The sequence below is a fragment of the Brevundimonas diminuta 3F5N genome, from assembly GCF_900163625.1.
GTDB classification, from domain to species: Bacteria; Pseudomonadota; Alphaproteobacteria; order Caulobacterales; family Caulobacteraceae; genus Brevundimonas; species Brevundimonas diminuta_A.
The window spans coordinates 53,248-76,863 of record NZ_FUIE01000044.1; the positions used below are offsets into that span (position 1 = coordinate 53,248).

A 23,616-nucleotide genomic window follows, 5' to 3' on the forward strand; every position below is an offset into this window, starting at 1 on the left:
GCATGAACCGACCCCGATAAAGCCGCTCGAGAGGTCATTGTGTCTGACGTCGACAAAACCGCCGCCACCCTGCCCGAGGGCCAGCCCGTCGGCCGCGTCATCGCCATGCCCGCCGACACCAATCCCGAGGGCGACATCTTCGGCGGCTGGCTGCTGGCGCAGATGGACCTGGCCGGGGCGACCCCGGCGTTCGAGCGCGCAGGCGGCCGCTGCGCCACCGTGGCCCTGGACGGCATGGTCTTCCACCAGCCGGTCTCGGTCGGCGACGAAGTATCCACCTACGCCAAGATCATCCGCGTCGGCCGCACCTCGATCCGCGTCCACGTCGAAGCGTGGAAACGCGCGCGCGGCCAGGCCGAGGCCCTGTCGGTCCGCGTGACCGAGGGCGTCTTCACCTATGTGGCCATCGACCAGGAGCGCAAGCCGCGCGAAGTGCCGCCGGCCTGAAGGGCGGTTTGAGAAGTCCGAGCGCTGCAGTCGGTAATTCTTGACGTTCGGGGGCGGCCGCCCTACCTCCCCCGCATGGCCATTCGTCGTATCCTGACTATCGATAACGCCGCCGACCTGGCGATCCTGAAGACCGTCGCCGCGCCCGTCGAGGGCGGCGTCACCGACGCCGTGCGCGCCCTCATGGATGACATGCTGGAGACGATGTACGACGCGCCGGGCATCGGCCTGGCCGCGCCGCAGATCGGCGAGCTGACCCGCGTGGTCGTCATGGACCTGGGCGACAAGCCGGTCGAGGGCGCGTCTGACGAACCGCAGACCGAGGAAGAGGCGCTGGAGCGCCGCAACCCGCGCTTCTTCGTCAACCCCGAGATCCTGTGGTCGTCGGAGGAGATGTTCTCCTACGAGGAGGGCTGCCTGTCGGTGCCGACCTATTACGACGCCGTCGAGCGTCCGGCCCGCGTGCGCGTCCGCTACATGAACTATCAAGGCGAGACGATCGAAGAAGAGATCGAGGGCCTCTACGCCGTCTGCTTCCAGCACGAGCTGGACCATCTGAACGGCGTCCTGTTCATCGACCACCTGTCGCGCCTGCGCCGCGACCGCGCGGTCGCCAAGGTCAAGAAACAAGCGAGGATGGCCGCCTGATGGCTCGCAAGACCCGCATCATCGACCAGCGCGGCCGCCGCCGCCTGACCCGCAATGAAAAGGTCGGCGTCGCCAGCGTCGCGACCCTGCTGGCCGTCGCCGCCGTCGGCGTGGTGGCCGGTCTGGTCATCGACCGCCTGCTCGATTTCGACGACGCGCTGGATGCGGGCGGCGAGTGGGACGAAGGCGGCGGCGTCTATACGCGCTGGATGTAATCGGCCTCACGGTCTAAAGGCGTGCCCATGCGCCTAGCCTTCATGGGAACCCCCGACTTCGCCGTGCCGTCGCTGGCCGAGCTGATCGCCTCGGGGCACGAGATCGTCGCCGTCTATTCGCAGCCGCCGCGCCCCAAGGGCCGGGGCCAGAAGCTGACGCCGTCGCCGGTCCACGCCTTCGCCGAGGCCATGGGCCTGCCGGTCTTCACGCCCGAGAGCATGAAGGCGGCCGAGGCCATCGACGTCTTCCAGAGCCTTGATCTCGACGCCGCCTGCGTCGTCGCCTACGGCCAGATCCTGAAGCCCGAAGTGTTGGAGGCGCCGCGTCTGGGCTGCTTCAACCTGCATGGGTCGCTGCTGCCGCGCTGGCGCGGCGCCGCCCCGATCCAGCGCGCCATCATGGCCGGGGACCGCCAGACCGGCGCCCAGATCATGCGGATGAGCGAGGGCCTGGACGAAGGCGCCATCATCCTGTCCGAACTGATGGACATCCACCCCGACGACACGGCCGCCTCGCTGGGCGACCGCATGGCTCATGTCGGCGCCGCCCTGTGGCCCCGCGCCCTCGCCGCCATCGAACGCGGCGCCTTCACTGAGACTGAACAGGTCGGCGAGCCGACCTACGCCAAGAAGATCACCTCGGCCGAGGCTCGTATCGACTGGGCCCGCCCCGCCGCCGAGGTGGACGCCCATATCCGCGGCCTATCGCCCTTCCCCGGCGCCTGGTTCGAGGTCGAGGCTGACGGCGAACCGGTGCGCATCAAGGCGCTGATGTCCGTGCTGGCTGAAGGGCAAGGCGCGTCCGGTCAGGTGCTGGACGACGCCCTGACGGTCGCCTGCAGAACCGGCGCCGTGCGCCTGACCCGCGTGCAGCGTCCCGGCAAGGCGGCGCAGCCAGCCGACGAGATGCTGAGAGGCTTCCCGGTTCCTGTCGGAACCATTCTTGATGGGCCGCGGTCAGAAGGCTCCGCCTTCTCGACCCGACGCGGCCTGTAGGGCGCAATGCCCCGGTATCGTTTCACGGTCGAATACGACGGCTCGGCCTATAACGGCTTTCAGGCCCAGATCGGCCAGCCGACCGTGCAGGGCTCCATCGAGACGGCGATCACCGCCTTCAGCGGCCAGAGCGTGCGCATCGCCGCCGCCGGGCGCACCGACACGGGCGTCCACGCCACGGGCCAGACCTGCCATGTCGATCTGGAGCGCGACTGGCCCGCGCGCACGGTGATGAACGCGCTGAACGCCCATCTGATGAATGAGGCGGTGGCGGTGCTGGACTGCACGCCGGTCAGCGACGACTGGCACGCCCGCTTCACCGCCAATGGGCGCAAATACCTGTATCGGATCCTGAACCGGCCCGGCCGTCCCGCGCTCGACCGGGGCCGGGTCTGGCACGTCAAGAAGCCGCTGGACGCCGAGGCCATGCACGCGGCGGCGCAAGCCCTGATCGGCCTGCACGACTTCACCACCTTCCGCGACGCCGCCTGTCAGGCGGCCAGCCCGATGCGGACGCTGGACGTGGCCCGCGTCGCTCGTGTCGGGGAAGAGGTGCATCTGGTGTTCGAGGCGCGCAGCTTCCTGCATCGCCAGGTGCGTTCGATGACCGGAAGCATCACCGAGGTCGGTCTGGGACGCTGGAGCCCCGCCGACCTCGCCGATGCGCTCGCAGCCAGGGACCGCGCGCGATGCGGCCCGGTGGCGCCGTCAGACGGGCTTTATCTGACCGGCGTCACCTATGAGGCCGAAGCCTAGCGCTTAAACAGACCGCCCAGCGCGCCGCCGAGGCCGCCCGGCAGATTGTCCAGCAAACCGCCCAGCATGTCGTCGGCGCCGTCGGCATTGCCGCCCGGCGTCAGGCGGTCGACCGCTTCCGGCAGCAGACCCGCCAGAGTTTCGCTGGCCTGTTCCGGCGAGATGCCCAGCTTCTGGGCGAAGTCGGCGATCGGACCCGAGCCGATGACGGCGGCGATCTGCTCCGGCGAGATCGCGGCGTTGCCGCCCTTGCCGATCCACGAGGCCGCCACGTCGCCCAGACCGTTCTGACCGAACTTTTCGGCCAGGCCCGCCACGCCGCCCTGACCCTTCAGCAGGTCGGCCAGGCCGCCGGCGGCGTCATCGCCGAGGCCGCCCAGGATATTGTCCAGAAGTCCCATCTCATTCCTCCGATTGCGCCGTCAGAATGACGGACTTCGTCTGCGGATTTGTGGCGAAAACGCAAAACAAGGCAACGCCGCCGCGTCGCCGTCAGTTTCAGCTCTTGGCGCGTTCCGAGCCCGAGGTGACGGCCTGGCCGACCGCGGAGACATCGCGGCCCACGCCGGCGACGGTATTGCAGGCGGCGGTGGTCAGGGCGGCGGCGATGACGCCGAGAACGATGAGCTTGCGCATGATGGAATCCCCGTGGATCGATTTGACGCTTCAACGTGAAGCTTGACCATAAGGTTGCATGGCCAATTCATCCTTCAATCTGCTAACGGCGAAAGCATGACGCAAGCTTCCGGAACCGCCGCCCGCCGTTTGGTCGAAACCCTGGTGATGAACGGGGTCGACAAGGTCTTCTGCGTGCCCGGCGAGAGTTATCTCGCCGTGCTCGACGCCCTGGCTGACGTCCAGGACAAGATCGAGGTCATCGTCTGTCGCCACGAGGCGGGCGCCGCCAACATGGCCGAGGCCTACGGCAAGCTGACCGGCAAGCCAGGCGTGTGCATGGTCACGCGCGGGCCCGGCGCGACCCACGCCTCGATCGGCGTGCACACGGCGCATCAGGACTCCACGCCGATGATCCTGTTCGTCGGCCAGATCGCCCTGACCGACCGCGGCCGCGGCGCCTTCCAGGAAGTCGACTACCGCGAAGTGTTCGGCGGCCTGGCCAAGTGGGCGACCGAGATCGAGAGCCCCGAACGCACCGTGGAAGTGGTCGAGCGCGCCTTCGCCGCCGCCCAGCAGGGCCGCATGGGTCCGGTCGTCGTCGCCCTGCCCGAGAACATCCTGCACGAGGACGGCGGCCCCTCGCCGATCCGTCCCGTGACGCCCGCCAAGGCCGCCCTGGACCCGGCCTTCGTCGAACAGGTGCGCGAGCGCCTGTCGCGCGCCGAACGCCCCATGCTGATCCTGGGCGGCTCCGGCTGGAGCGACGAAGCGACCGACGCGATTTCCGGCTGGGCCGAGCGTCTGGGCCTGCCGGTCGCCCTGTCCTTCCGCCGCAAGGATCTGATCCGCAACGACCACCCCGGCTATGCGGGCGACCTCGGCCTGGGCCCCAACCCCAAGCTGGTGGCGCGGGTCAAGGGCGCCGATCTGCTGCTGGTGATCGGCGCGCGCATGGGCGAGAATCCGACCCAGGGCTACACCCTGCTGGACCGCACCAAGACGGCGCAGACCCTGGTCCACATCCATCCGGGGCCGGAAGAGCTGGGCCGCGTCTGGGCGCCCGCCTTGTCGGCGGCGGCGGATAATTCGCTGGCGGCGCTGGCCCTGTCGGCCATCGAGCCGGGCCGCGTCTGGACCGAACAGGGTGCGACGGCCCATGCCGACTTCCTCGCCTTCTCCTCCCCCATCGAGGTCAAGAGCGCAGTCAACATGAGCGAAGTCATCGCCCATCTGGCCCAAGCGCTGCCAGAAGACGCCATCCTGACCAACGGCGCGGGCAATTTCGCCGCCTGGCTACACCGTTTCCATCGCCATCAGGCGCGCCGCACCCAGTTGGCCCCGACCTCGGGCGCCATGGGCTACGGCTATCCGGCGGCCCTGGGGGCCAAGGCGGTCCATCCGTCGCGCGAAGTGGTCTGCATCGCCGGCGACGGCGACTTCATGATGAGCGCCAATGAGATGGCGACCGCCGCCCAATACGGCCTCGGCGTCGTCGTCGTCGTCGTGGACAACGGAACCTTCGGCACCATCCGCATGCACCAGGAGCGGGAATACCCGACCCGCGTCATCGCCACCGAGCTGAAGAACCCCGACTTCGTGAAGTTCGCCGAGGCCTTCGGCGCCTTCGCCGTGCGCTGCGAGACGACCGACGACTTCCCGGCGGCCCTGACGGCGGCGCGCGAGGCGGCGGCGAGCGGCCGCCCCGCCCTAGTTCACCTGATCACCGACGCCGAACAGATCGCGCCGGGCCGCACGATCACCGACCTGCGCGGCGCCTGACGCAGAACCTTAGCCGCCGCAGCTTGCCTGCGGCGGCGCTTCGGGGAACAGTGCCGCCCTTATTGTACCGAGGGGGGTCTTTCTCATGCGTCGTCTTCTGATTTCATCCGCCGCCGTCCTGGCGCTCTGCGCCGCCGCGCCCGCCGCCATGGCCGAGGGGGCCGCGCCGGCCACTGCCGCTGTTCAGGTCCAGAGCGAGGACGCCCGGCTCAACGCCTTCTTCGAACAGGCCTTCGAAGCGCGCGTGGCGCTGAGCCCCCAGCGCATGACCTCGCTGGGCCGCAAGACGGATTATGACAAGCTGGACGACGTCTCCGACGCCGCCGCCGAACGCTCGCTGGCCCTGCAGGAAGCCCAACTGGCCCAGATGAAGGCCCAGTTCGACCCGACCAAGCTGAGCGAGCAGAGCCGCCTGTCCTGGCGCCTGTTCGAACACGGCGTGCAGCAGGCGCGCCTGTCGAACCAGTGGCGCGACTGGGGCTTCCAGTTCGCCGCCAACGGCAACCCGACGACCAGCTTGCCGGTCTTCCTGATCAACAACCACCGCATCGGCAGCGTCTCGGACGCCGAGGCCTATGTCGCCCGCCTGAACGCCGCCGAGCGCTACATGGATCAGGTCGCCGACACCCTGACGGCGCGCGCCGGCAAGGGCGTGGTCTCGCCGCGCTTCGTCTTCGAGCCCTCGATCGACAACACCCGCGCGGTGATCGCCGGCGCTCCGTTCGACACCGGCGCCGACAACCCGGTCTGGGCCGACTTCCAGAAGAAGATCACCGCCCTGGACGCCGATCAGGCGACCAAGGACCGCCTGCTGGCCTCAGCCCGCGAGGCCCTGACCGGCCCCTACAAGCGCGGCTTCGACACGGTTTTGGCGGCGCTCGGCCAGGTGCAGACCCAGGCCGACAGCGACGCGGGCGTCTGGCGCCTGCCGCAGGGCGAGGCCTATTACAACGCCCGCCTGCAGCTCTCGACCACCACCGACCTGACCGCCGACCAGATTCACCAGATCGGCCTGGACGAGGTCGCCCGCATTCAGCGCGACATGGAGACGATCAAGACCCAGGTCGGCTTCACCGGCACGCTGCAGGACTTCTTCGCCTTCCTGAAGACCGACCCGCAGTTCCAGTATCCGAACACGCCGGAGGGCAAGGAAGCCTATCTGACCGACGCTCGCGCCTTCGTGGCCCAGGTCATGGCCGTGGCGCCGCAGTGGTTCTCCAACCTGCCCAAGGCTCCGCTGGAGGTCCGCGCGGTCGAGCCGTTCCGTGAAGCGACGGCCTCCATCGCCTTCTACAACTCGCCTGCGCCGGACGGCTCGCGCCCCGGCATCTACTACGTCAACCTGTCGGACATGACCCAGGTGCTGAAGCCCCAGATCGAGGGCATCAGCTATCATGAGGGCGCGCCGGGCCACCATTTCCAGATCGCCTATGCGCAAGAGATGGAACACCTGCCCAGCTTCCGCCGCTTCGGCGGCTACGGCGCCTATTCCGAAGGCTGGGGCCTGTATTCCGAACGCCTGGGCAAGGAGATGGGCTTCTATCAGGACCCCTATTCCGACTTCGGCCGTCTCTCGACCGAGCTGTGGCGCGCGGTGCGTCTGGTGACCGACACCGGCCTGCACGCCAAGCGCTGGAGCCGTGAACAGGCGATGGACTACTTCCGCCACAACTCCCTGCTGTCCGAGCGCGACATCCAGAAGGAGGTCGAGCGCTACATCACCAACCCCGGCCAGGCGACCAGCTACAAGATCGGCGAGCTGAAGATCGAGGAACTGCGCGCCAAGGCCGAAGCGGCGCTGGGCGACCGCTTCGACATCAAGGACTTCCACACCGTGGTGCTGGGCTCGGGCGCCGTGCCGCTGGACGTTCTGGGCGACCTGGTCGACGCCTGGATCGCCAAGGGCGGCGGCGCCCCCGCCGCCTGAGGCTCGCGTTTAGAGCAGTAGAGCGGTAAAGGGCCGCCATGCCCTTTACCGCCACCGTCCTGACCATGTTTCCCGAGGCCTTTCCCGGACCGCTGGGGGTGTCGCTGATCGGCACCGCCTGGCGCGAGAAGGGGCTGTGGGACTTGCAGACGCTGGACATTCGCGCGTTTTCCGAAGATAAGCGCGGCTTCCTGGACGACACCCCTGCGGGTGGCGGTCCCGGTCAGGTGCTTAAAGCGGACGTGGTGGCCAGGGCTCTCGACAGCCTGGAAGGCCCGCCTAGGCCGCTTTTGTACATGAGCGCACGCGGTCGACCCCTGACGCAGGCGCGAGTGACGGAATGGGCCAAGGCCGACGGCATCGTCGTCCTGTGCGGCCGTTTCGAGGGGGTGGACCAGCGGGTGCTCGACGCCCGGGGGTTCGAGGAGGTCTCCGTCGGGGACGCGGTGCTCGCCGGCGGCGAGGCGGCGGCCATGGTGGCGATCGAGGCGTGCGTCCGGTTGGTTCCGGGGGTTCTGGGTGCGGCGGAAAGCCTGTCCACCGAGAGCTTCGAGGACGACCTGCTTGAGCATCCGCAGTACACGCGACCGCGGACGTTCGAGGGCCACGACATCCCGGAGATCCTGTTGTCAGGCGATCACAAGAAGATCGCCAAATGGCGTCAGGAACAAAGGGAAACGACCACGCGGGAGCGGCGCCCGGATCTCTGGGAGCGGCATCTCGCCAACTTACAGCTAAAGAGCAAATAAGCTCCGGAGAGACACTATGAACATCGTCCAGCAGCTCGCTGCCGAAGAAAAAGCCCGCCTGCTCGAAGGCAAGACCATCCCCGAATTCCAGCCGGGCGACACCCTGCGCGTCAACGTGCGCATCAAGGAAGGCGAGCGCGAACGCATCCAGGCGTTCGAAGGCGTCTGCATCGCCCGTGACGGCGGCGGCATCAACGAGACCTTCACGGTCCGCAAGATTTCGTTCGGCGAAGGCGTGGAGCGTCGCTTCCCGATCCTGTCGCCGAACGTCGACTCCATCGAAGTGAAGCGTCGCGGCGTCGTCCGTCGCGCCAAGCTGTACTACCTGCGCGACCGTCGCGGTAAGTCGGCCCGTATCGCCGAGCGCCAGACGGCCCGCAAGGTCGCCGTCCCGGCCACCGGCACGACCGAAAAGGCCGGCGACGAGGCCTGATTTCAGGCTTCGGCTTCGCGCTGAAGATCAAAAGCCCCGGCGGAAACGCCGGGGCTTTTTTAGTGCGCTAACGCTCGCCGCGCGACGGCTCGCTGCTTCCCTCTCCCTCCCCATGAAGGGGAAGGAGAAGCGCTTTGTCTCTAGCCTGCCAATCCGCGCTTCAGAACGCTGAGCTGCTCGCGCCCCTGCTGCACATCGGCATAGGCGCGGCGGATGGTCTCCTTGGTCGTGGCAGACAGCCCTTCGTCAGCCAACGCCCGCTCGAAGCGCGCGGTCAACTGTTCCTCGCCGGTCTCCACCGTCCCCAGCACCGAGGCGTCGTTGCGTAGCAGGGCGTGCTTCACGTCCATGAAGGCGCGCTGCGCCTTGGCCAGGATGGAGGCGTCCTCCTCGGGCGAGCCGCCGCGGTCGCGCACCGCCGCCTTGAACGTTTCAGCCAGACGACGCCGCTCGGCCGCCCGCGCCTCGAACCATGTGCTATAGGGTCCATCCGCCGTCTCCACGGCGGCTTGATGATAGCCGTCGGCGCTGTCGACCAGCCCCTCGACCAAACCGTTGAGGACCTTGATGTCGTGGCTGTTGCCGCTCATCGGAAACCTCCGTTGCTGTCCATAGGGAAACCCCTGCCAGCGGCGAAGGTTTCCAGCGTCACAGCTTGGTGCGCAGCGACCACAGTTCAGGGAAGCAGCGGCGCTTCAGCGTCTCGACCAGATAGCCGACGCCGTCGGTGCCGCCCGTCCCCTGGCGGCGGCCGATGATGCGCTCGACCGTCACGACGTGCTTGTGCCGCCATGTCAGCAAGGCGTCGTCCAGATCGACCAGCTTCTCGGCCAGTTGATACAGGGGCCACCAGCGTTCGGTATCGCGATAGACCTCCAGCCAGGCCGCCTCGACGCCCTCGTTCGCTTCATAGGACTGGCTGACGTCGCGGTTGAGCACGGCCTCCGGCACCGGCAGACCCGCCTTGGCCAGTTGGCGCAGGGCGTCATCGTAGAGGCTGGGCGATTCCAGCGCGGCCTGCAACGCCGCATGGGCGTCCGGGCGTTCGGCGTGGAAACGCAGGAAGCGCGGGTCTTTCAGGCCCAGCATAGTCTCCAGGCGGCGGAACTGGTCGCTCTGGAAGCCCGAACTGGCGCCCAGGTCGCCGCGGAACTTCAGGTAGTCGGCGGGCGTCATGGTGGCCAGGATGTCCCAGCTCTGGGTCATCACCGACTGGATGCGGCTGACGCGGGCCAGGCTCTTGTAGGCGGGCACCAGATCGCCGGCGCGCACCAGCGTCTGCGCCAGGGCCACCTCGTGCAGGATCTGCTTGAGCCACAGTTCCTTGGTCTGGTGGATGATGACGAACAGCATCTCGTCATGCTGGTCGGAGCGCGGCTTCTGGGCGGACAGGATGTCGTCGAGCGCCAGATAGCCGGCGTAGGTCACGCCCTGCGGCTCATGCTTGGCCGTCTCGATAGCGTGTCCGCGGATGTCGTTTGCTTCGGTCATACGCCAGCTATCGCCCGATCAGCCGGGCGGGGCCAGACCCTTTTTCATTCGAAAAACTAGTTGGCGGCGCGACCGTCAGCGACGGCGTTGGCGGCCATCTGGCGGCCGTTGGCGAAGGCGTCGCGGGCGCCGTTATAGATGAAGCCGTAGGTCGGATAGACGGTGGTGCCCAGATCGTTGATCGGGTTGTACCAGACCTTCACCCGGCTCCAGTCGCCCGAGGACGAGACGTCCACGACGGTGACGTTTTCCTCGACCTTGCCGCGGCTGCCGCCCCAGTTGGCGTGGGTGACGCGGATCACGCGGTCGGTCAGGACGTCGGAGACGACGGCGACGTGACCGGCGCTCATGCGGCCGTGGGGCTGGAACACCAGCACCGAGCCGGTCTCAGGCGCGTCGCCCGTGCGGAACTTGCTGACGGCCTGACGCCACCAGGTCCATGCGTCGCCGAAGATCTGAATGCCCGAGAACATGCGCGCGAAGGTCACGCACTGCCAGTAGGGATCACCGGCCTGGGCCGGGGTCGTGGTGAAGGCGAAAAAGCCTAGGCTTGCCGCAAGGGCGGCGGCTGTGAGCCGTTTCATCATCTGGCGTGCTCCCGACTGAACGCGGACAAGCCTTAGACGATAGGATCAGAAGGTTGAAGAACTGTTTCCGACTGTTTCCCCGGTTGATCCACAGATGATCGACGCGTCTGCGCCCATCCGCGCAGGAAACGGCGGGCCGGGCGCTCGATCAGTTGATGAACAATCGCAGCCGCGACAATCAAGCCCGCGATGATCGCCAGCCACAACACGAGGGGAAGCTGCTTGTCTTCCGCCCCGGTCAGGCGCGCCGCGACATTGACCGCCAGGATCTGCCACGGGGCGCACAGCATATAGACCGCATAGCTGATCTCGCCGAGATAGACTGCGGGCGCCGACCCCAGGACGCCCGCCTTGCTCGCCGGAATGCTGGCCAGAGCCAGGATCAGCAGGCCGCCGGACAGGACGGTGATCCCGTCCCAGCTCATCAGCGAGGCGCTGAGCGCCGTCACGACCGCCGCCGCCAAAGCCAGCAGGCCCGCGCGCGGCAGGGGCGCCCGGCGATAGACTAGGTAGAGGGCGCAGCCGTAGGCGAAGCAGGGCACGATCCGCAGCGCGCCCCATTTGAACGTCGCCTCGGTCAGGCGATAGCCGGCGACGCGCTCGAACCCGACATAGAGGGCGACCAAAAACAAGGCCGACGCCCCCGTCGCCAGCCACGGCCGGTGCCGCAGCTTCCACGCCGCAGCAGCGAAGACGGGGAAGGTCAGATAGGCGAACCACTCGGCCGAGATCGACCAGGACGGGTGGTTCCAGCCCGCCTCGCCCGCAAAGCCCCAGGCGTGGACCATCAGCAGGTTGGGCAGCAGCGTCTTCCAGCTGAGGATGCTGGCGTCGATCGCCATGCCCGCCGCCGTCGCCGCCAGCCCCAAAGCCATGACGCCGAACAGGGTGAACAGGTGCAGCGGATAGACCCGCGCGATGCGCGCCCACAGGAAGCTCTTGTAGCCGAACCGCTTCTCGCCGAACGCTTGGAGATAGACGTGGCTGAGGATGAAGCCCGACAGGACGAAGAAGAGCTCGACCCCCAGATAGCCCTTGGCCGCCAGCGCAGGCATGCCGCCGACCGCCAGATTGGGCCACATCAGATAGACCACGACCCACAGGGCCGCGAGGAACCTGAGCGAGGTCAGGGGACGGATGTCGATCGGCGTCGCTACGGGCGTCATGGGACCATCCTGGCCGGTGAACCGACCGGAGACAGCCCGGCCGCGTAACAGCGCTCAATGCAAGCCGGGCGCCAGCTTCGCCTTACTCTACGCGGCCGCTCTCCCCGGCCCTCTCGATGGCAGCCGTTGCGGCGGCGCAGCCGGTCAGGGTCTCGTCGCCGATCTCGACCTTGGCGGTCAGGGGATAGGTGCGGTCGCTCATGCCGTCCGAGCAATCCGTCGCCGTCAAGGTGACAGTCAGATCCGTCCCGGCCTCGGTCTTGGTCGTCCAGCTGGCCAGCGTGCCCTGCAGCGTCGGACCGGGATTGGCGGCCTTCTGCTCGGCCCGGTCGACGCCGGAATAGGTCAGGCCGTCCGGCTTGATCTCCACCGCCCAGAACGGCTCGGTCCCCAGCACCCGCACCGGCTGGTCCAGATCGACGCCCGCCAGAGCGCGCGGCTCGGCCTTGGCGGCGTCCGGCGCCTTTTCAGCAGGCTGGGAACAGGCGACCAAAGACAGGGCGGCGGCGGAGAGGAGGGCGACGCGCATGGCGGTCCTTTCTGAAACGTTCGCGGCCAGAGTCCCGGTTTGCCTTCGCCCCGTCAAGGCAGGCGCCAAAGCGGCTCGCCTGAGTTAATGTGCCCTCATGTCGATTCGCTCCGTCCCGATTGCAGACGCAGGCACCGCCTTCACGGCCTGCGAGTTCTTCGCGGGGGGCGGTCTGGCGGGGCTAGGGCTGAATCTGGACGGCGCCGGTTTCCGCACCGTCCTGGCCAACGACATCGACGCGGCCAAGGCCCGCGCCTTTCGCGCCAACCACCCCGAAACGCCGCTGGTCCACGCCGACGTCTGGACGGTGACGCCGGATCAGGTTCCGGGCGCGCCCGACCTGTGCTGGGCGTCGTCGCCGTGTCAGGACGTCAGCCTGGCGGGCGCGCGCGGCGGGCTGAAGGCCCAGCGCTCAGGCGCCTTCTGGGGCTTCTGGAAGCTGATGCAGGGGCTGGACGCCGAGGGCCGCGCCCCGCCGATCATCGTGCTGGAGAACGTCGTCGGCCTGCTGACCTCGGGCGAGGGCCAGGACTTCGCCGCCGTCTGCGGGGCCATGGCCGAGGCGGGCTATACGGTCGGCGCCCTGGAGATCGACGCCGGTCTGTGGCTGCCGCAGTCGCGCCCGCGCCTGTTCATCATCGCCATGCGCGGCGTCGAGGGACCGCGCCTGTCCGCCCCCGCCCAGCCCTTCCATTCCTCGCGCCTGATCGCCGCCTGGGAGCGGCTGCCCGAGCCGGTGAAGACGGCCTGGGCCTGGTGGCGTCTGGCCGCTCCGCCGCGTCGCAACCACGACCTGGCGACCGTGCTGGAGGCCGACGCTCCCTGCTTCGACGAGGCGGAGACCCAAACCCTGCTGGCCATGCTGTCGCCGCTGCACCGCGCGCGGCTTGAGACGCTCAAGGCCTCGGGCGAGCGGCGCGTCGGCGCGGCCTTCCGCCGGGTGCGGGTCAAGAACGGCGAAAAGCTGCAGCGGCTGGAGATGCGCTTCGACGGTCTGGCCGGGTGCCTGCGCACGCCGTCGGGCGGCTCATCGCGTCAGTATGTGGTGATCGTCGAGGGCGGCCGCGTGGCCATGCGTCGGCTGACCGGGCGCGAAGCCGCGCGGCTGATGGGGGTCGCCGACGCCTATCGCCTGCCCGCCAGCGAAAGCGCGTCGCTGAAGCTGATGGGCGACGCCGTGGCGGTGCCGGTGGTGGACGCCCTGGCGCGCGGCCTGTTCCTGCCCGCCCTCTCCGGCCAGGCGGACGTCGCCGCCTGAAGCCTCAATAGTAGAGGTCGTCGTCCTTGCGGTCCTCGGCGCCCTCGATGCCGGGATCCAGGTGGTTATCGACCCGATCATCCCAGCCGTCGCGATCAGACCGGAAAGCCAGGGCCATCAGCCCCCAGGCCAGGCCGACCGTGCCCAGCACGCCCAGCCCCATGGCGATCCAGCCGTGCAGGCTCATCTCGCCGCCGCCGATCAGACGCCAATAGGCCGCCAGCCCAAGCGTGCTGACGGCCGATATGGCGACGGCGAGGATCAACGACCTCAGAAGCCGGACCAGTCGGCCGCCTCTGAAGGTCGATGTCATGGCTCAGCTCAGCGCTGGACCCACTGGCCCTGGGCGTTCTTGTACCACTGGCCCGAGCTGATGCGCGGCAGCAGCTGGGTCTCGAACATCCGAGCGCCCGCCACTTCGGCGGAGGTGCCGGCGTCAGCGGCGCTGCGGGCGTAGGCCTGACGGCGACCGGCGTTGGTCGCGCTGATGGCGGCCTGGGTGTCGCCGTCGACCGAGGTGCGCACGCCGACATAGCCGTCAGCCTGCTCGCCCGCCGTGCCGGCGGCCTTGGCCTGATCGACCAGGGCCTTCTGCGAGGCGGTCTGAGCCACGGCGGCGCCGGCGGCGACGCCCAGAGCAGCGACAGCGGCCACAGCCACGAAGAGTTTGCGGTAAGTCATGTCAAAGCCCCCTTTCACATTCAGAACAGGTTGGGGTTTTCGCGGAGCAGGTTCTGCAGTTCCTGGTCCAGCTTGATGCGGATGTCGGCGTCGAGCTTGGCATAGATCTGCAGCGGCTCGCTGAACTTGATGTTCACCGTAGGCGCGCATGCGGCCAGGCTGACGGCGCCGAGGCCGAGCATGGCGACGATCTGACGCTTGCTGATCATGAGGCCGATCTCCGAAGGCGGCGTTGGAAGTCACCGCCATTAAACGCTGCGGCGTGTGAATGGGTTCTGAACAAAGCGCGACCGTGACTCAAGGCGTTTCATCCGTCGTCAGCACAGGCGTCTCGCCACGACGCGCATATTCCAGCAGATCCGAGATGATCTGGTTGGCGTTCCAGGTCGTGTCCAGCGTCAGGTCGATCGGCGTATCCGACGGCAGATTCAGCTTCTTGTTCAGGAAGTCGCGGCGGATCAGCTCCATGAAGGTCAGGCGAAGCTGCTCGCGCTCGGGCGGATCGTGGCGGCCGTTGATGCGGAACCGGACGCCCAGGCGGCCCTGATCCAGGCTGTTGACCTCGGCGGTCAGGTCGCTGATCGCCAGATCCTGCATGGCCTGATAGGCCAGATCCTGCATGGTGTTGGGCGGAACGCCCGCCTCGCCCCCGCCGTCGGCGGCCAGGTCGTCGAACACCTGAGGCTGGATCGACAGACGGCCGGGCCGCACCCCGTTCAGCACGCCGCCGACGATGCGCCAGCCGTCCTTGGGGTCATAGGTGAAGGGCAGCCGCCCCGACACCACGGCGTCGAACTCGGCCTTGTCCTGAAGATTGGCGCTCTTCAGCAGTTCGTTCAGTTGCACGCCTTCGACCACGACCACCCCGCCCCAGCCCTCGCCCGGCGTCAGCGGCAGGGACAGAGGCTCAACGCTGATGCGCCCGCCCGCCGCCTGGATCTGGCCGCCGCCGATGGTCAGGGCCTTTTCGTCCAGACCAAAGGACAGCTGAAGATCGGTCAGCGGCGTCACCGTCTGCACCCGATCGGCGGTCAGCGTCTGGTTCGGGGCGGTGATCAGCGGCGTCAGGCTGGTGAACTCCACCCGCCCCTTCAGCCCCTGGACCTTGCCCGCCGGGCTGGTGAAGTCCAGCTCCGGCACGGTCAGGACGCCCGAACTGGTCGCCCCCTCGGCCGTCCAGTCGAAACGCCCCTCGAACCCGGCCGAACCTTCGACCGGCGACTTCACATAGTCGGCGACGAGCGGGCTGAGGTCGTCCGGCTGAAGCCCATGCTCGGTGAAGGCCAGGTTGAGCGCCGAGATCACCGCCCCGCCCGCTTCGGCCTGAACGTCATGGCGCACGTCGACGCGGCCGACAGCGTGATCCAGTCGGCCGAGATCGAAGCCGGCCGTCCAGACGTCGCCCGCCAGCCGCGCCTCGCCCTTGGCCTGAAGCGGCAGGAAGCGGACCGGATCGGCCGTGTCGGAGACTTGAGCCTGACTGACGCCCACCCGCATCGACAGCCCCTTGGCCGCGCCGTCGACGACCAAATCGCCCTCGGCGCCCGTGAAACCGACCTCGAAGACGGGCGCCGTCGCCGCCACATCGACCAGCCGCGCCTGTGCGCGCCAGGCGCCGTTCTGAACAACGAACAAGGGCGCCGACGTCGGGCAGACGCGACCGGACACGGTCTCGACCGAGTTCTCGCCCAGGTCGAGCTTGTTCATCGTCACCGGGATGCAGTCGCTCGCCGTATAGGTCAGACGTCCGCCCGCCGAGGCCAGGTCGCCCTGGGTGCTGAAGGCGACGCCGCGCGCCGGACCGAAGTCCAGGGCCGCCTGCCCCTTCAGCCTCGCCGCGAATCCGCCCGGCGTCAGACGCCATTGCACGTCGTCGAAGCGCGCCTCGGGCAGGCCGCCGCCGTGCATCGACGCCACGCTGAAGGCCCCGCGCGTCGCTCCGTCCGCCGTCAGGGACAGAACAGGTCCCGTCGCCGACGACAGCCTCAGTTCGCCGCCGTTGGCCGGGCGGGCGGTGATCGGCCGCAGCAGGGCCAATTCAACCCCAGCGTTGTCGCTGACCAGCCGCACCTGGGGCGCGTCCAGGGCGAAGGCCCCCAGCGCCCGCTTCAACTCGGCCAGTTCCGGAAGATCGTCGACCAGCGGCGCGCCCAGCACCGGCGCCGAAACCCGATCCGCCCCCAATGCGCCGGTCGCGCTGATCCGCGTGATGGAGTCCCGCACCAGATCGAAGTCCAGACGCCCCCGCGCGCCGTCCAGGGTCACGTCGCCGGTCGCCAGCCGTCTCGCGGTCAGGGTCGCCGGCCCCTGCACTTCGAAGGCGCCGCCCTTGCCGCCCGCCTCGATCGCGGTCGAGGCGACGACCGCCTGGGTCAGGCGGGCCTCGCCGAACCGACCCGACGCCGCCGTCAGCCGCAAGGGCGAGGCCGCGCGCCACTTCATCTCCCGCCCCTCGGTCCCGCCCGACGTCGACAGGGTCAGGCGATTAAGGTCCAGCGTCGCCTGGCGGACATCCACCCCTTCGCCCTGGAGCCGGTCGGCCGAGGCCGCAGCCTTCGCCTCGCCCTTGAGGCTATAGGCGTTGAGCCAGCCTTCGACCGCCCCGGCGAATTCCATCGTCGCGACCGCCTGACGCGCCGCCGTCCCGGCGCCCGCCAGTTCGTCCGCCGTCAGCCGCGCGGTCAGACCCACCCGGCCGTCGCCGCGCCGGGTCTTCATGTCCGGGTAGGGCAGGTCTCCGCTGAGACTCAAGGCCGCGCCCTGACCGCCGGCGCCCGCCGCAGCGAAGCGCTCGGCCTGGGCGTCCAGCTTCACCGCCATGCGGTCGCCCACGGTCGTCACCTCGATGACGCCGGCCAGGCCTCGCGCCTCGGTCTCGCCGCTCTTGAGCGAAGCGGCAGGCATCCGTCCCGACAGCCGCATCAGCTTGCCGTCGTCGATCCGCGCGTCCGCCAGCAGGCGCAGCGGGCCGTATTCGGTGTCGAGCCGCGCCTGGCCGCCTTCGACGATGACCAGGGGCGCGCGCGAATCCGGCTTGGGCGGCTTGCCGGTGAATTCCTCGACCAGGGGATCGAGGCTGCCCAGCGACAGCTTGCCGTCCTTCCACGCCGCGCGCACGATCGGACGGACCAGACGGACGCGGCTGGGCGTCACGCCCAGGCCGGCCTTCGACCACGGCAGGCCCACAGCGTAGTCGACCTCGACCCGCTCGACCTTGAAGTCGGGGTTCTTGGGATCGCCGATGGAGACCTTGCCGACGAAGCCGTTCAGCTCCAACCGTTCGACCTCGACATCGGCGTCTATGCCCTTGCGGTCCAGCCAGCCGACCAGCAGCTCCCGCGCCGCCGCGCGCAGGTTCAGATACAGCGTCGCCGCCAGCACCAGCAGAAGCGCCAGCAGGATCAGCAGCGTCCGGACCGCCAATCGCAGCCGCGGACGCGGCCTGCCCTTTCCGGACGGCGCGCCAGAGGAATGAGCGGATCCGGCGTCGGACCCTGAGGAGGCGATGTCGTCGGTCAAGGGCGTTGGGTGTTCAACTTAACAGGAAAGGGAACAACGCCACAGAATGCGTTACGACAACAGTCGTTGCAGAATGAGCACTGCGGCGTGACACCTCAGCCACTACCAGTCGACCTCGACTACAAGAAGGCGAAGTTTGGCGCGAGACTCACGCAGAACGCTAAATTACTGCACCTCATCGCCGCCACGTTAACCAATCGTAACATTCCATCTTCCCAAGATGGGACGTGCGGGCTATACGGCTCGCTTCGCGTTCGCTGGGCGACCGGCAGACGCGTCGAGATTCGACTGTTTTGGCGCGGAACGCGTCGCCGACTTGCCGGGGACCCATGGCTCAGTTCGATCCTCGCCGCCAGCCCGTCCGGCTCGCGCCGCACCTGCTGACGACTTGCGCCGCCGTGGGCATCGCCCTGCTGGCCGGTCGTGGATATGAACAGGTGAAGGCCGAGGAAGTTCCGGCCCTGACTGCGGCGCAGATCGAATCGCTGGAAGCTCAGGCCTACGCCGCCGCCGCCGCCCCGGCCGGCATGACCGCCCCGGAAGCCATTCCCGTCCAGATTCGCCGCGGCGAGACCTTCGAACAGGCCGTGCGCCGCACGGGCATCGGCGCCGACGAGGCCAAGGCCGTCGCCGCCACCGTCGCCAGCGCCTTTGACCTGAACGACATGCGCGCGGGCCTGCGCTTCGAGACCGCCGTATCCAAGCCGCGCGGCGGCCTGGGCGACGCTCGCCTGATCGGCCTGACCATGCGCACCGGCCCGGCCAGCCAACTGACCGTGTCGCGCAGCTTCGACGGCGCGTTGCGCCTGCGCTCGCTGGACGAGAAGGTCACCGAGGAAACCGTCGTCGCCAACGACAAGGTGCAGCGCTCTCTGTCAGCCAGCGCCCGCGAACTGGGCGCCACCTCGGCCGTGGTGCGCCGCGCCAGCCAGTTGTTCGCCCACAAGTTCGACATGCAGCGCGACGTGCGCGCCTCGGACGAGTTCACCCTGGTCTTCGACCGCATGGTCACGGAATCGGGCCGCACGGTGGAAACCGGCGAACTGCTCTACGCCGAACTGAAGGGGCACGCCTTCTACCGCTTCCAGCCCGCGGGCTCGAAGACGGCTCAATATTTCGACGCCACGGGCAAGAACACGCGCACCGCCATGATGCGCACCCCGCTGCAGAACTTCCGCCGCGTCAGCTCCAACTTCGGCGTCCGCACCCACCCCATCTCTGGCTATCGCAAGATGCACCAGGGGATGGACTTCGCCGCCTCCACCGGTACGCCGGTCGTGGCCCCCGCCGACGGCGTGGTGGTCGAGGCCCGTCGCTGGGGCGGTTACGGCAACTGGCTGCGCATCCGCCACTCGAACGGCCTGGAAAGCGGCTACGGCCACCTGTCGCGCTTCGCCTCGGGCATGCGCGCCGGCCAACGCGTGACCCAGGGCCAGGTCGTGGCCTACGTCGGTTCGACCGGCGCCTCGACCGGCCCGCACCTGCACTATGAAATCTGGCGCAACGGCCAGCGGATCAATCCGGCCGGCATCAAGACCCAGGAAGGCACCGTCCTGGCGGGCGCCGATCTGGCCGCCTTCCGCGCCGAAAAAGCCCGCATCGACCGCGTCATCGCCGCCGGCGGCCAGCGCCGTCCGGCCGCCGTCCAGCAAGCGTCGACGGGCCTGCGTCCGGCCGAGAGCTGAACGCCTCTCCCGAGCGCTGATCTCAGCCGACCAGTTGCGGAATCCCGCCCTGGTTCGGACAGCGCACGCCATGCACCCAGACGTCGGCCTCGCCTAGCCGGACGCCAAGCAACTCCAGCAGGGGCTGCACCACGCCGTCCAGCACCGGCCCCAGCGGCGTCAGGATCGCCGCCAGCAGCTGGGTGATGAGGTGCAGCGGTATACCCAGGGCCGTCAGCTTGGTGTCCCTCAGCAGAGTCGTCAGCAGGCCGTTCACAAACCCCTTGGCCTTGACGCTCTTGGGCGCGCTCGAACCGATCTCCGAGCCGGTGAAGCTCAGCTCGCTCCACTCCATATCCGCGATCTGGATGTCGGCGCTGCCCTCGATGGTGATGAGCAGAAGCGACACCAGCTTGGCCGGACTGACCCTGAGTTCGGACTTGAAGTCGCGCAGGCGCTTCTCGTCGATCTCTCCCAGGCGCACCCGCGCCACGCCCGGTCGCGCTTCGATCAACACGCGCGGTGCCCCCTCGCACTGCACCGCCTTCAGACGCGCCTCGGCGCTGGCCGCCTCGATCAGGATGGGAATTTTGACCTGCGCCAACAGGCCGACCAGAGGCAGCTTGTCCAACGCCGTCGCCTTCAGATAGAGGCGCGTCTGCACCGTGCGGATGATCGGCTCGCCGGTGCTGGTCACCGTCAGCCAGGGCGCGCGGTTGGGCCGCTCGCCGATGGCCAGCATGACATCGAGATCCGCCAGCCCCGTGCGGGCGCCCACATCTAGAGCCAGCTGGCGCTCCTGATTGGCGGTCTGCAGCGTCGCCATCAGCAGGTCCATCGCCGAGACCTCCGCGTCCAGCCCGCGCCGCAAGCCCTCGCGCGCATCCGCCTCGACGCCGATCAGCTCATTCAGCTTCACCGTAGCGCTCGCCGGCAGGCGGGTCAGCTTGCCCAGCACGCTCTGCGTATCGGACCCGGCCACGGCCTCCAACGCCTTCAGCACCTGGCCGGTCTGGGCCTCGTGCGCCAGAAGGGCGTCATAGTCGCCTGCCGTGACGCCCAGCTCCGCCGCCAGGGCGTCCGAGAATTGCAGCAGATTGACCCGCGCGTCGGCCAGGGCGCGATAGTCCATGACCGTCAGCGACACTTGGCTTCCCAACAGGCTGGACAACAGGGCGTTGGCCAGCCCACCGTCCAGCCCGGCCAGTCGAGAGCCGATGGAGAACATGGCGCTGGGCGGCCCGCCCGGCAGGGCCGCCGTCGCCGACTTGGACACCGTCACGCTGTCTCGCCCCATGATCCAACGGCCGAAATAGAGCGGCGCCGGCGCGCTCAGGACCACGCGAGCGGCGTTCGGCTGGGCGCCGCCGGGTGTGAAGCGTTCGGCCGGCTTCAAGCGACGATCCGGGGCATAGCCGCCCACCTGAACCTGCACCTCCGTCAGATCCGTCAGGTTGGCGTGAGCGGTGTCGGCGGCGGCGGCCTCGCTCCGCACCAGGGGCTGCGACAGGGTCTGGGCGGCGGCCAGGGCCGACAGGTCCGCCGCGCCCTGCACCTCACGCCCCTTCAGCATCATGGAGCCGACATCGACGGCGAGCGCCGCGGAAACGCAGATCAGCGCGCCGAACACGGCGGCCATGACGGCCACGCCGCCCCGGTCATCGCCCAGACGTCGGGACCAGCGCATCTCAGCTCTCCTCGATGCGGATGACGGCGGAGCGACGAATAATGCGAGGCGGCGGCACGGTCAGGGGCGACAGGGCCATCAGCGGATGGCCGCCCGCGTTATAGGCCACCTCCACCCGGAACCGCCCCGGCTCGGCGCGCACATCCACAACGGCGTCAGCGGCCTTGAGGCCGAGATCTTTCAGCTGCGCCTCGACCACCTCGCGCGCCAGGTGTCCGCGCTCGGCTGCATCCAGTCCCGCGATCGCCGCCCGCGCGCCCTCGGATACGGCCGACTGGACGGAATGGGCCATCCAGAACCAGGCGCCGTAGACGATCATCCCGACCAGCAGCAGGATGAACACCGGCCCGACAATGGCGAACTCCACCGCCGCGGCGCCCTCGCGCCTTCCGCCCTCGATACGCGCATTGCTTCGCATCATCGCACCTCATGACGCGATGATCGTCATACATACAACTTAAAGGAGAATGTAGGCGCGTGATGAACGGGCGCGACGCCCAAAGACGCTCAGCCCGCGTCCGGGCGCGCCTCGGATTGGAGAGGCGAACGGCTTCGCCTTCTTGCAAGGCTGCCTATGATGAGAGACCCGATCACGCCGATGCTCCAGACGTAATAGGCCGAGATATAGGCCCACTGCTCCAAACGCAGATTGGAGACGAAGGCGTAATGGGTGGCCAGCACCAGGAATTGGAAACCTGCCGCCGCGATCAACCAGCGACGGCCGCTTCTGACGACGCCGTACAAAAGAAGCAGGAACACGCCTGCGTCCGCGCCGATCGCAAACCAGGGCGGCGACCGATGATCAAACGGGGCGACGGCGGAGATCACGCCCCCGACGATGATGGCGAACGCCACTGCGCGCTCCCAAGACCCGCCGCGAACAATCGCGAGTCCCGTCGCAACGGCCAGCAGTATCAGGGTGAACAGAAAGATGGGTGACATGACGAACCATGCCACCCTCGAGCGATTCAGCCCACCCGTTCAATAAGCGAGAGGCGAACGTTGCGGGGAACCGGCTGGTCCTGCTTGTCCAGGCCGACCAGTTGCACGCCGCGGAAACGCGTCGTCTCCTTCACATCGGCCAGGGCCTCGTGCAGTTCGACCATCGCGGCCTGCGCGGCGACCTGGGCCGCCATCGCCCTGGCCAGGGCGTCAAAGGCCGGCTGGCCGACGGTGGCGGACAGGCCCGCGTCTTTTCGACCCCGGGTCAGAGCCTGGGCGAGACCGCCAAGACGTTCGATCGATTGATCCTGGCCGTCTTCGGCCCTTTTGAGCGCGCGTTGTATGCGCGAGGCGATCAGAATCGCCTGCTCGGTTCTCTTCATCAGTTCAGTGTCTTCCGGTGTTGTAGCCGGCGAACCTTCAGGAGCCGTACCGCAGCTTCTGCAGCACGAAGGCGAACTGTTCGGCGCCGGCTGCGGCTGTCAGGATCCACGCGGCTGCGGCGGCGACGCCGAAGACGACGAGGATGCTTCCCAGACGCCCGAGTCTGACTGGGTTGGCGCGAAGTTCGCGTCCAACATGGCCGCTGCGATATAGGCCAGCTCCTTCATCACGCCGGTCGGCGTCAGGAAGGGCGCCTGCTTGCGCGCGCCCTCCATGAGATGAGGGAGCATCCGGCGTTTGGCGGCGCTCGTCGCCATCTTCATGAAGAGGGCTTCGGCTTCGCCCCAACGCAGGGTGGGGATAGGATCGTTGCTCGAAAACATAGGGCGTCCTTTCGGCGCCCCCAATCGATGCGATCAGCCCCTCGGCGAGTATTGGGAATGAGCCCGATTGGGAGCCGCCCCCAACCCCTTCGCGGGCCGCGAGCGCAAGCGCGGCCGCGATGCGGTTCTCGACCTGCAGCTTCCTGGTCGCGTTCTCGCAGTGTCGATCCACCGTGCCCGGGCGGATGCCCAGCTCCCGCGCGATCTGCTTCGAATTGAAGTGTGCATGGACAAGACGGAGGCACTGGCGCTCTCGCTCGGTCAGCAACGCTACGAATTCAGTCACGCCTTCCACCTGCGACGTTCGTTCGACGATGAAGTGTCGCTCGCCGTCCTGGACGACACAAGCCAGCATACCCGTCGCGCACTTTTGCCGCCGAGGTCGAACCGATGGAACAGGCGAACCCATCCGTTCACCCGCAACGATCCGAACGAGTCTGGGAAATTGGAGATCATTGTCGAATTTCACCGAGATCGACTCTCGCCGCTTCAGAAAACTCATTAATTACATAGCGCTACAAAGGGTCGCGGGAACGCCCTTACGACTCCAATTCCACTATCGCTGACTCAAAGGGGCGGCTGTTTCAGGAACACTGACTCGACAGAGCGAGTTCAGCCTCGGCCCTGCGCCAGAACAGCGTGTTGTAGACATCGCCCGCCGGCTTGAAGCCCCGCGCTTTCATCAACGCTGAAAAGCGCTGGTGACGTGCCCCTGAGAATTTCCTCCACGCGGAGCTAGAGTCCGCCCCTTGAAAGG

The 23,616-nt window shown here is 68.1% G+C and carries 27 protein-coding genes; 11 read left to right on the forward strand and 16 right to left on the reverse strand.

The features are described from left to right. Positions 1 to 39: 39 nt before the first annotated feature. The 5 genes from FM111_RS08375 (at position 40) to truA (ending at position 3,062) form a co-directional block, all read left to right on the forward strand. Positions 40 to 447, forward strand: coding sequence for an acyl-CoA thioesterase (locus FM111_RS08375; protein ID WP_087140508.1), 408 nt, complete (start codon positions 40 to 42; stop codon positions 445 to 447). Between the two features lie 75 nt (positions 448 to 522). Continuing rightward, complete coding sequence (gene def / locus FM111_RS08380; protein WP_087140509.1) at positions 523 to 1,095, forward strand: peptide deformylase; 573 nt, start codon at positions 523 to 525, stop codon at positions 1,093 to 1,095. Continuing rightward, a complete protein-coding gene (locus FM111_RS08385; protein ID WP_003166203.1) occupies positions 1,095 to 1,310 on the forward strand; it encodes a hypothetical protein in 216 nt (71 codons plus the stop codon). Before def ends, FM111_RS08385 begins: the two co-directional genes overlap by 1 nt. 27 nt (positions 1,311 to 1,337) lie before the next feature. After that, positions 1,338 to 2,306, forward strand: coding sequence for a methionyl-tRNA formyltransferase (gene fmt / locus FM111_RS08390; RefSeq protein WP_087140510.1), 969 nt, complete (start codon positions 1,338 to 1,340; stop codon positions 2,304 to 2,306). 6 nt (positions 2,307 to 2,312) lie between these two features. Then, positions 2,313 to 3,062 carry a tRNA pseudouridine(38-40) synthase TruA gene (truA, locus tag FM111_RS08395; protein WP_087140511.1) on the forward strand — a complete coding sequence of 250 codons (750 nt, stop codon included), beginning with the start codon at positions 2,313 to 2,315 and terminating at the stop codon, positions 3,060 to 3,062. On the opposite strand, the gene FM111_RS08400 is transcribed toward truA, so the two are convergent. Both FM111_RS08400 and FM111_RS08405 read right to left on the reverse strand, forming a co-directional pair. Then, a complete protein-coding gene (locus FM111_RS08400; protein ID WP_087140512.1) occupies positions 3,059 to 3,463 on the reverse strand; it encodes a YidB family protein in 405 nt (134 codons plus the stop codon). The genes truA and FM111_RS08400 overlap by 4 nt on opposite strands. A 97-nt stretch (positions 3,464 to 3,560) precedes the next feature. Further along, positions 3,561 to 3,698, reverse strand: a complete 138-nt coding sequence (locus FM111_RS08405; RefSeq protein WP_087140513.1) for an entericidin A/B family lipoprotein — start codon at positions 3,696 to 3,698, stop codon at positions 3,561 to 3,563. 96 nt (positions 3,699 to 3,794) lie between these two features. Between FM111_RS08405 and FM111_RS08410 the strand changes: the two genes are divergently transcribed. From FM111_RS08410 to rplS, 4 genes are all read left to right on the forward strand, one after another. Continuing rightward, positions 3,795 to 5,459, forward strand: a complete 1,665-nt coding sequence (locus FM111_RS08410) for a thiamine pyrophosphate-binding protein (protein ID WP_087140514.1) — start codon at positions 3,795 to 3,797, stop codon at positions 5,457 to 5,459. Positions 5,460 to 5,544: 85 nt separating this feature from the next. Next, positions 5,545 to 7,386, forward strand: coding sequence for a DUF885 domain-containing protein (locus FM111_RS08415; RefSeq protein ID WP_087140515.1), 1,842 nt, complete (start codon positions 5,545 to 5,547; stop codon positions 7,384 to 7,386). Positions 7,387 to 7,424: 38 nt separating this feature from the next. After that, on the forward strand, positions 7,425 to 8,135 hold the full coding sequence (trmD, locus tag FM111_RS08420) for a tRNA (guanosine(37)-N1)-methyltransferase TrmD (protein ID WP_087140516.1): 711 nt from the start codon (positions 7,425 to 7,427) through the stop codon (positions 8,133 to 8,135). 16 nt (positions 8,136 to 8,151) lie between these two features. Beyond that, positions 8,152 to 8,568: a 50S ribosomal protein L19 gene (gene rplS, locus FM111_RS08425; RefSeq protein ID WP_087140517.1), complete on the forward strand. Its 417-nt coding sequence runs from the start codon at positions 8,152 to 8,154 to the stop codon at positions 8,566 to 8,568. Positions 8,569 to 8,708: 140 nt separating this feature from the next. Here rplS and FM111_RS08430 read toward each other — a convergent pair whose 3' ends face one another. The 5 genes from FM111_RS08430 to FM111_RS08450 all read right to left on the reverse strand — a co-directional run bounded on the left by FM111_RS08430 (position 8,709) and on the right by FM111_RS08450 (position 12,341). Further along, complete coding sequence (locus FM111_RS08430) at positions 8,709 to 9,158, reverse strand: PA2169 family four-helix-bundle protein (protein WP_087140518.1); 450 nt, start codon at positions 9,156 to 9,158, stop codon at positions 8,709 to 8,711. Between the two features lie 58 nt (positions 9,159 to 9,216). After that, positions 9,217 to 10,059 carry a tryptophan 2,3-dioxygenase gene (locus FM111_RS08435; protein WP_234287603.1) on the reverse strand — a complete coding sequence of 281 codons (843 nt, stop codon included), beginning with the start codon at positions 10,057 to 10,059 and terminating at the stop codon, positions 9,217 to 9,219. Between the two features lie 56 nt (positions 10,060 to 10,115). Further along, on the reverse strand, positions 10,116 to 10,646 hold the full coding sequence (locus tag FM111_RS08440) for a CHAP domain-containing protein (RefSeq protein ID WP_087140519.1): 531 nt from the start codon (positions 10,644 to 10,646) through the stop codon (positions 10,116 to 10,118). A 32-nt stretch (positions 10,647 to 10,678) separates the two neighbouring features. Then, positions 10,679 to 11,812: an acyltransferase family protein gene (locus FM111_RS08445; protein ID WP_087140520.1), complete on the reverse strand. Its 1,134-nt coding sequence runs from the start codon at positions 11,810 to 11,812 to the stop codon at positions 10,679 to 10,681. Positions 11,813 to 11,894: 82 nt separating this feature from the next. Then, positions 11,895 to 12,341 carry a COG3650 family protein gene (locus tag FM111_RS08450; protein ID WP_087140521.1) on the reverse strand — a complete coding sequence of 149 codons (447 nt, stop codon included), beginning with the start codon at positions 12,339 to 12,341 and terminating at the stop codon, positions 11,895 to 11,897. 97 nt (positions 12,342 to 12,438) lie between these two features. Between FM111_RS08450 and FM111_RS08455 the strand changes: the two genes are divergently transcribed. Continuing rightward, entirely contained in the window at positions 12,439 to 13,599 is a 1,161-nt protein-coding gene (locus tag FM111_RS08455; protein ID WP_087140522.1) for a DNA cytosine methyltransferase, read from the forward strand. Between the two features lie 4 nt (positions 13,600 to 13,603). Here the strand turns inward: FM111_RS08455 and FM111_RS08460 are convergent, their stop codons facing one another. The 4 genes from FM111_RS08460 to FM111_RS08475 form a co-directional block, all read right to left on the reverse strand. Further along, the gene (locus tag FM111_RS08460; protein WP_087140523.1) at positions 13,604 to 13,912 is read right to left on the reverse strand and encodes a hypothetical protein; all 309 of its coding nucleotides are present in this window, start codon (positions 13,910 to 13,912) and stop codon (positions 13,604 to 13,606) included. Between the two features lie 8 nt (positions 13,913 to 13,920). After that, positions 13,921 to 14,280: a YdbL family protein gene (locus FM111_RS08465; RefSeq protein ID WP_087140524.1), complete on the reverse strand. Its 360-nt coding sequence runs from the start codon at positions 14,278 to 14,280 to the stop codon at positions 13,921 to 13,923. 20 nt (positions 14,281 to 14,300) lie between these two features. Further along, the gene (locus FM111_RS08470; RefSeq protein ID WP_040346241.1) at positions 14,301 to 14,489 is read right to left on the reverse strand and encodes a YnbE family lipoprotein; all 189 of its coding nucleotides are present in this window, start codon (positions 14,487 to 14,489) and stop codon (positions 14,301 to 14,303) included. An 88-nt stretch (positions 14,490 to 14,577) separates the two neighbouring features. Continuing rightward, positions 14,578 to 17,703 (reverse strand): YdbH domain-containing protein, encoded by a 3,126-nt coding sequence (locus tag FM111_RS08475; protein ID WP_256968161.1) that lies wholly within the window; start codon positions 17,701 to 17,703, stop codon positions 14,578 to 14,580. Positions 17,704 to 18,128: 425 nt separating this feature from the next. Between FM111_RS08475 and FM111_RS08480 the strand changes: the two genes are divergently transcribed. Beyond that, a complete protein-coding gene (locus FM111_RS08480; RefSeq protein WP_087140525.1) occupies positions 18,129 to 19,484 on the forward strand; it encodes a M23 family metallopeptidase in 1,356 nt (451 codons plus the stop codon). Positions 19,485 to 19,506: 22 nt separating this feature from the next. Here FM111_RS08480 and FM111_RS08485 read toward each other — a convergent pair whose 3' ends face one another. From FM111_RS08485 to FM111_RS08505, 5 genes are all read right to left on the reverse strand, one after another. Then, on the reverse strand, positions 19,507 to 21,150 hold the full coding sequence (locus FM111_RS08485; protein ID WP_256968162.1) for a TadG family pilus assembly protein: 1,644 nt from the start codon (positions 21,148 to 21,150) through the stop codon (positions 19,507 to 19,509). 1 nt (position 21,151) lies between these two features. Then, positions 21,152 to 21,571, reverse strand: coding sequence for a TadE/TadG family type IV pilus assembly protein (locus tag FM111_RS08490; RefSeq protein WP_179205058.1), 420 nt, complete (start codon positions 21,569 to 21,571; stop codon positions 21,152 to 21,154). An 86-nt stretch (positions 21,572 to 21,657) separates the two neighbouring features. Further along, positions 21,658 to 22,107, reverse strand: a complete 450-nt coding sequence (locus FM111_RS08495) for a hypothetical protein (protein WP_143276067.1) — start codon at positions 22,105 to 22,107, stop codon at positions 21,658 to 21,660. Positions 22,108 to 22,118: 11 nt separating this feature from the next. Continuing rightward, positions 22,119 to 22,475, reverse strand: a complete 357-nt coding sequence (locus FM111_RS08500; protein ID WP_087140527.1) for a hypothetical protein — start codon at positions 22,473 to 22,475, stop codon at positions 22,119 to 22,121. 37 nt (positions 22,476 to 22,512) lie between these two features. Then, positions 22,513 to 23,361 (reverse strand): response regulator transcription factor, encoded by an 849-nt coding sequence (locus FM111_RS08505; protein WP_256968163.1) that lies wholly within the window; start codon positions 23,359 to 23,361, stop codon positions 22,513 to 22,515. Positions 23,362 to 23,616 lie beyond the last annotated feature (255 nt).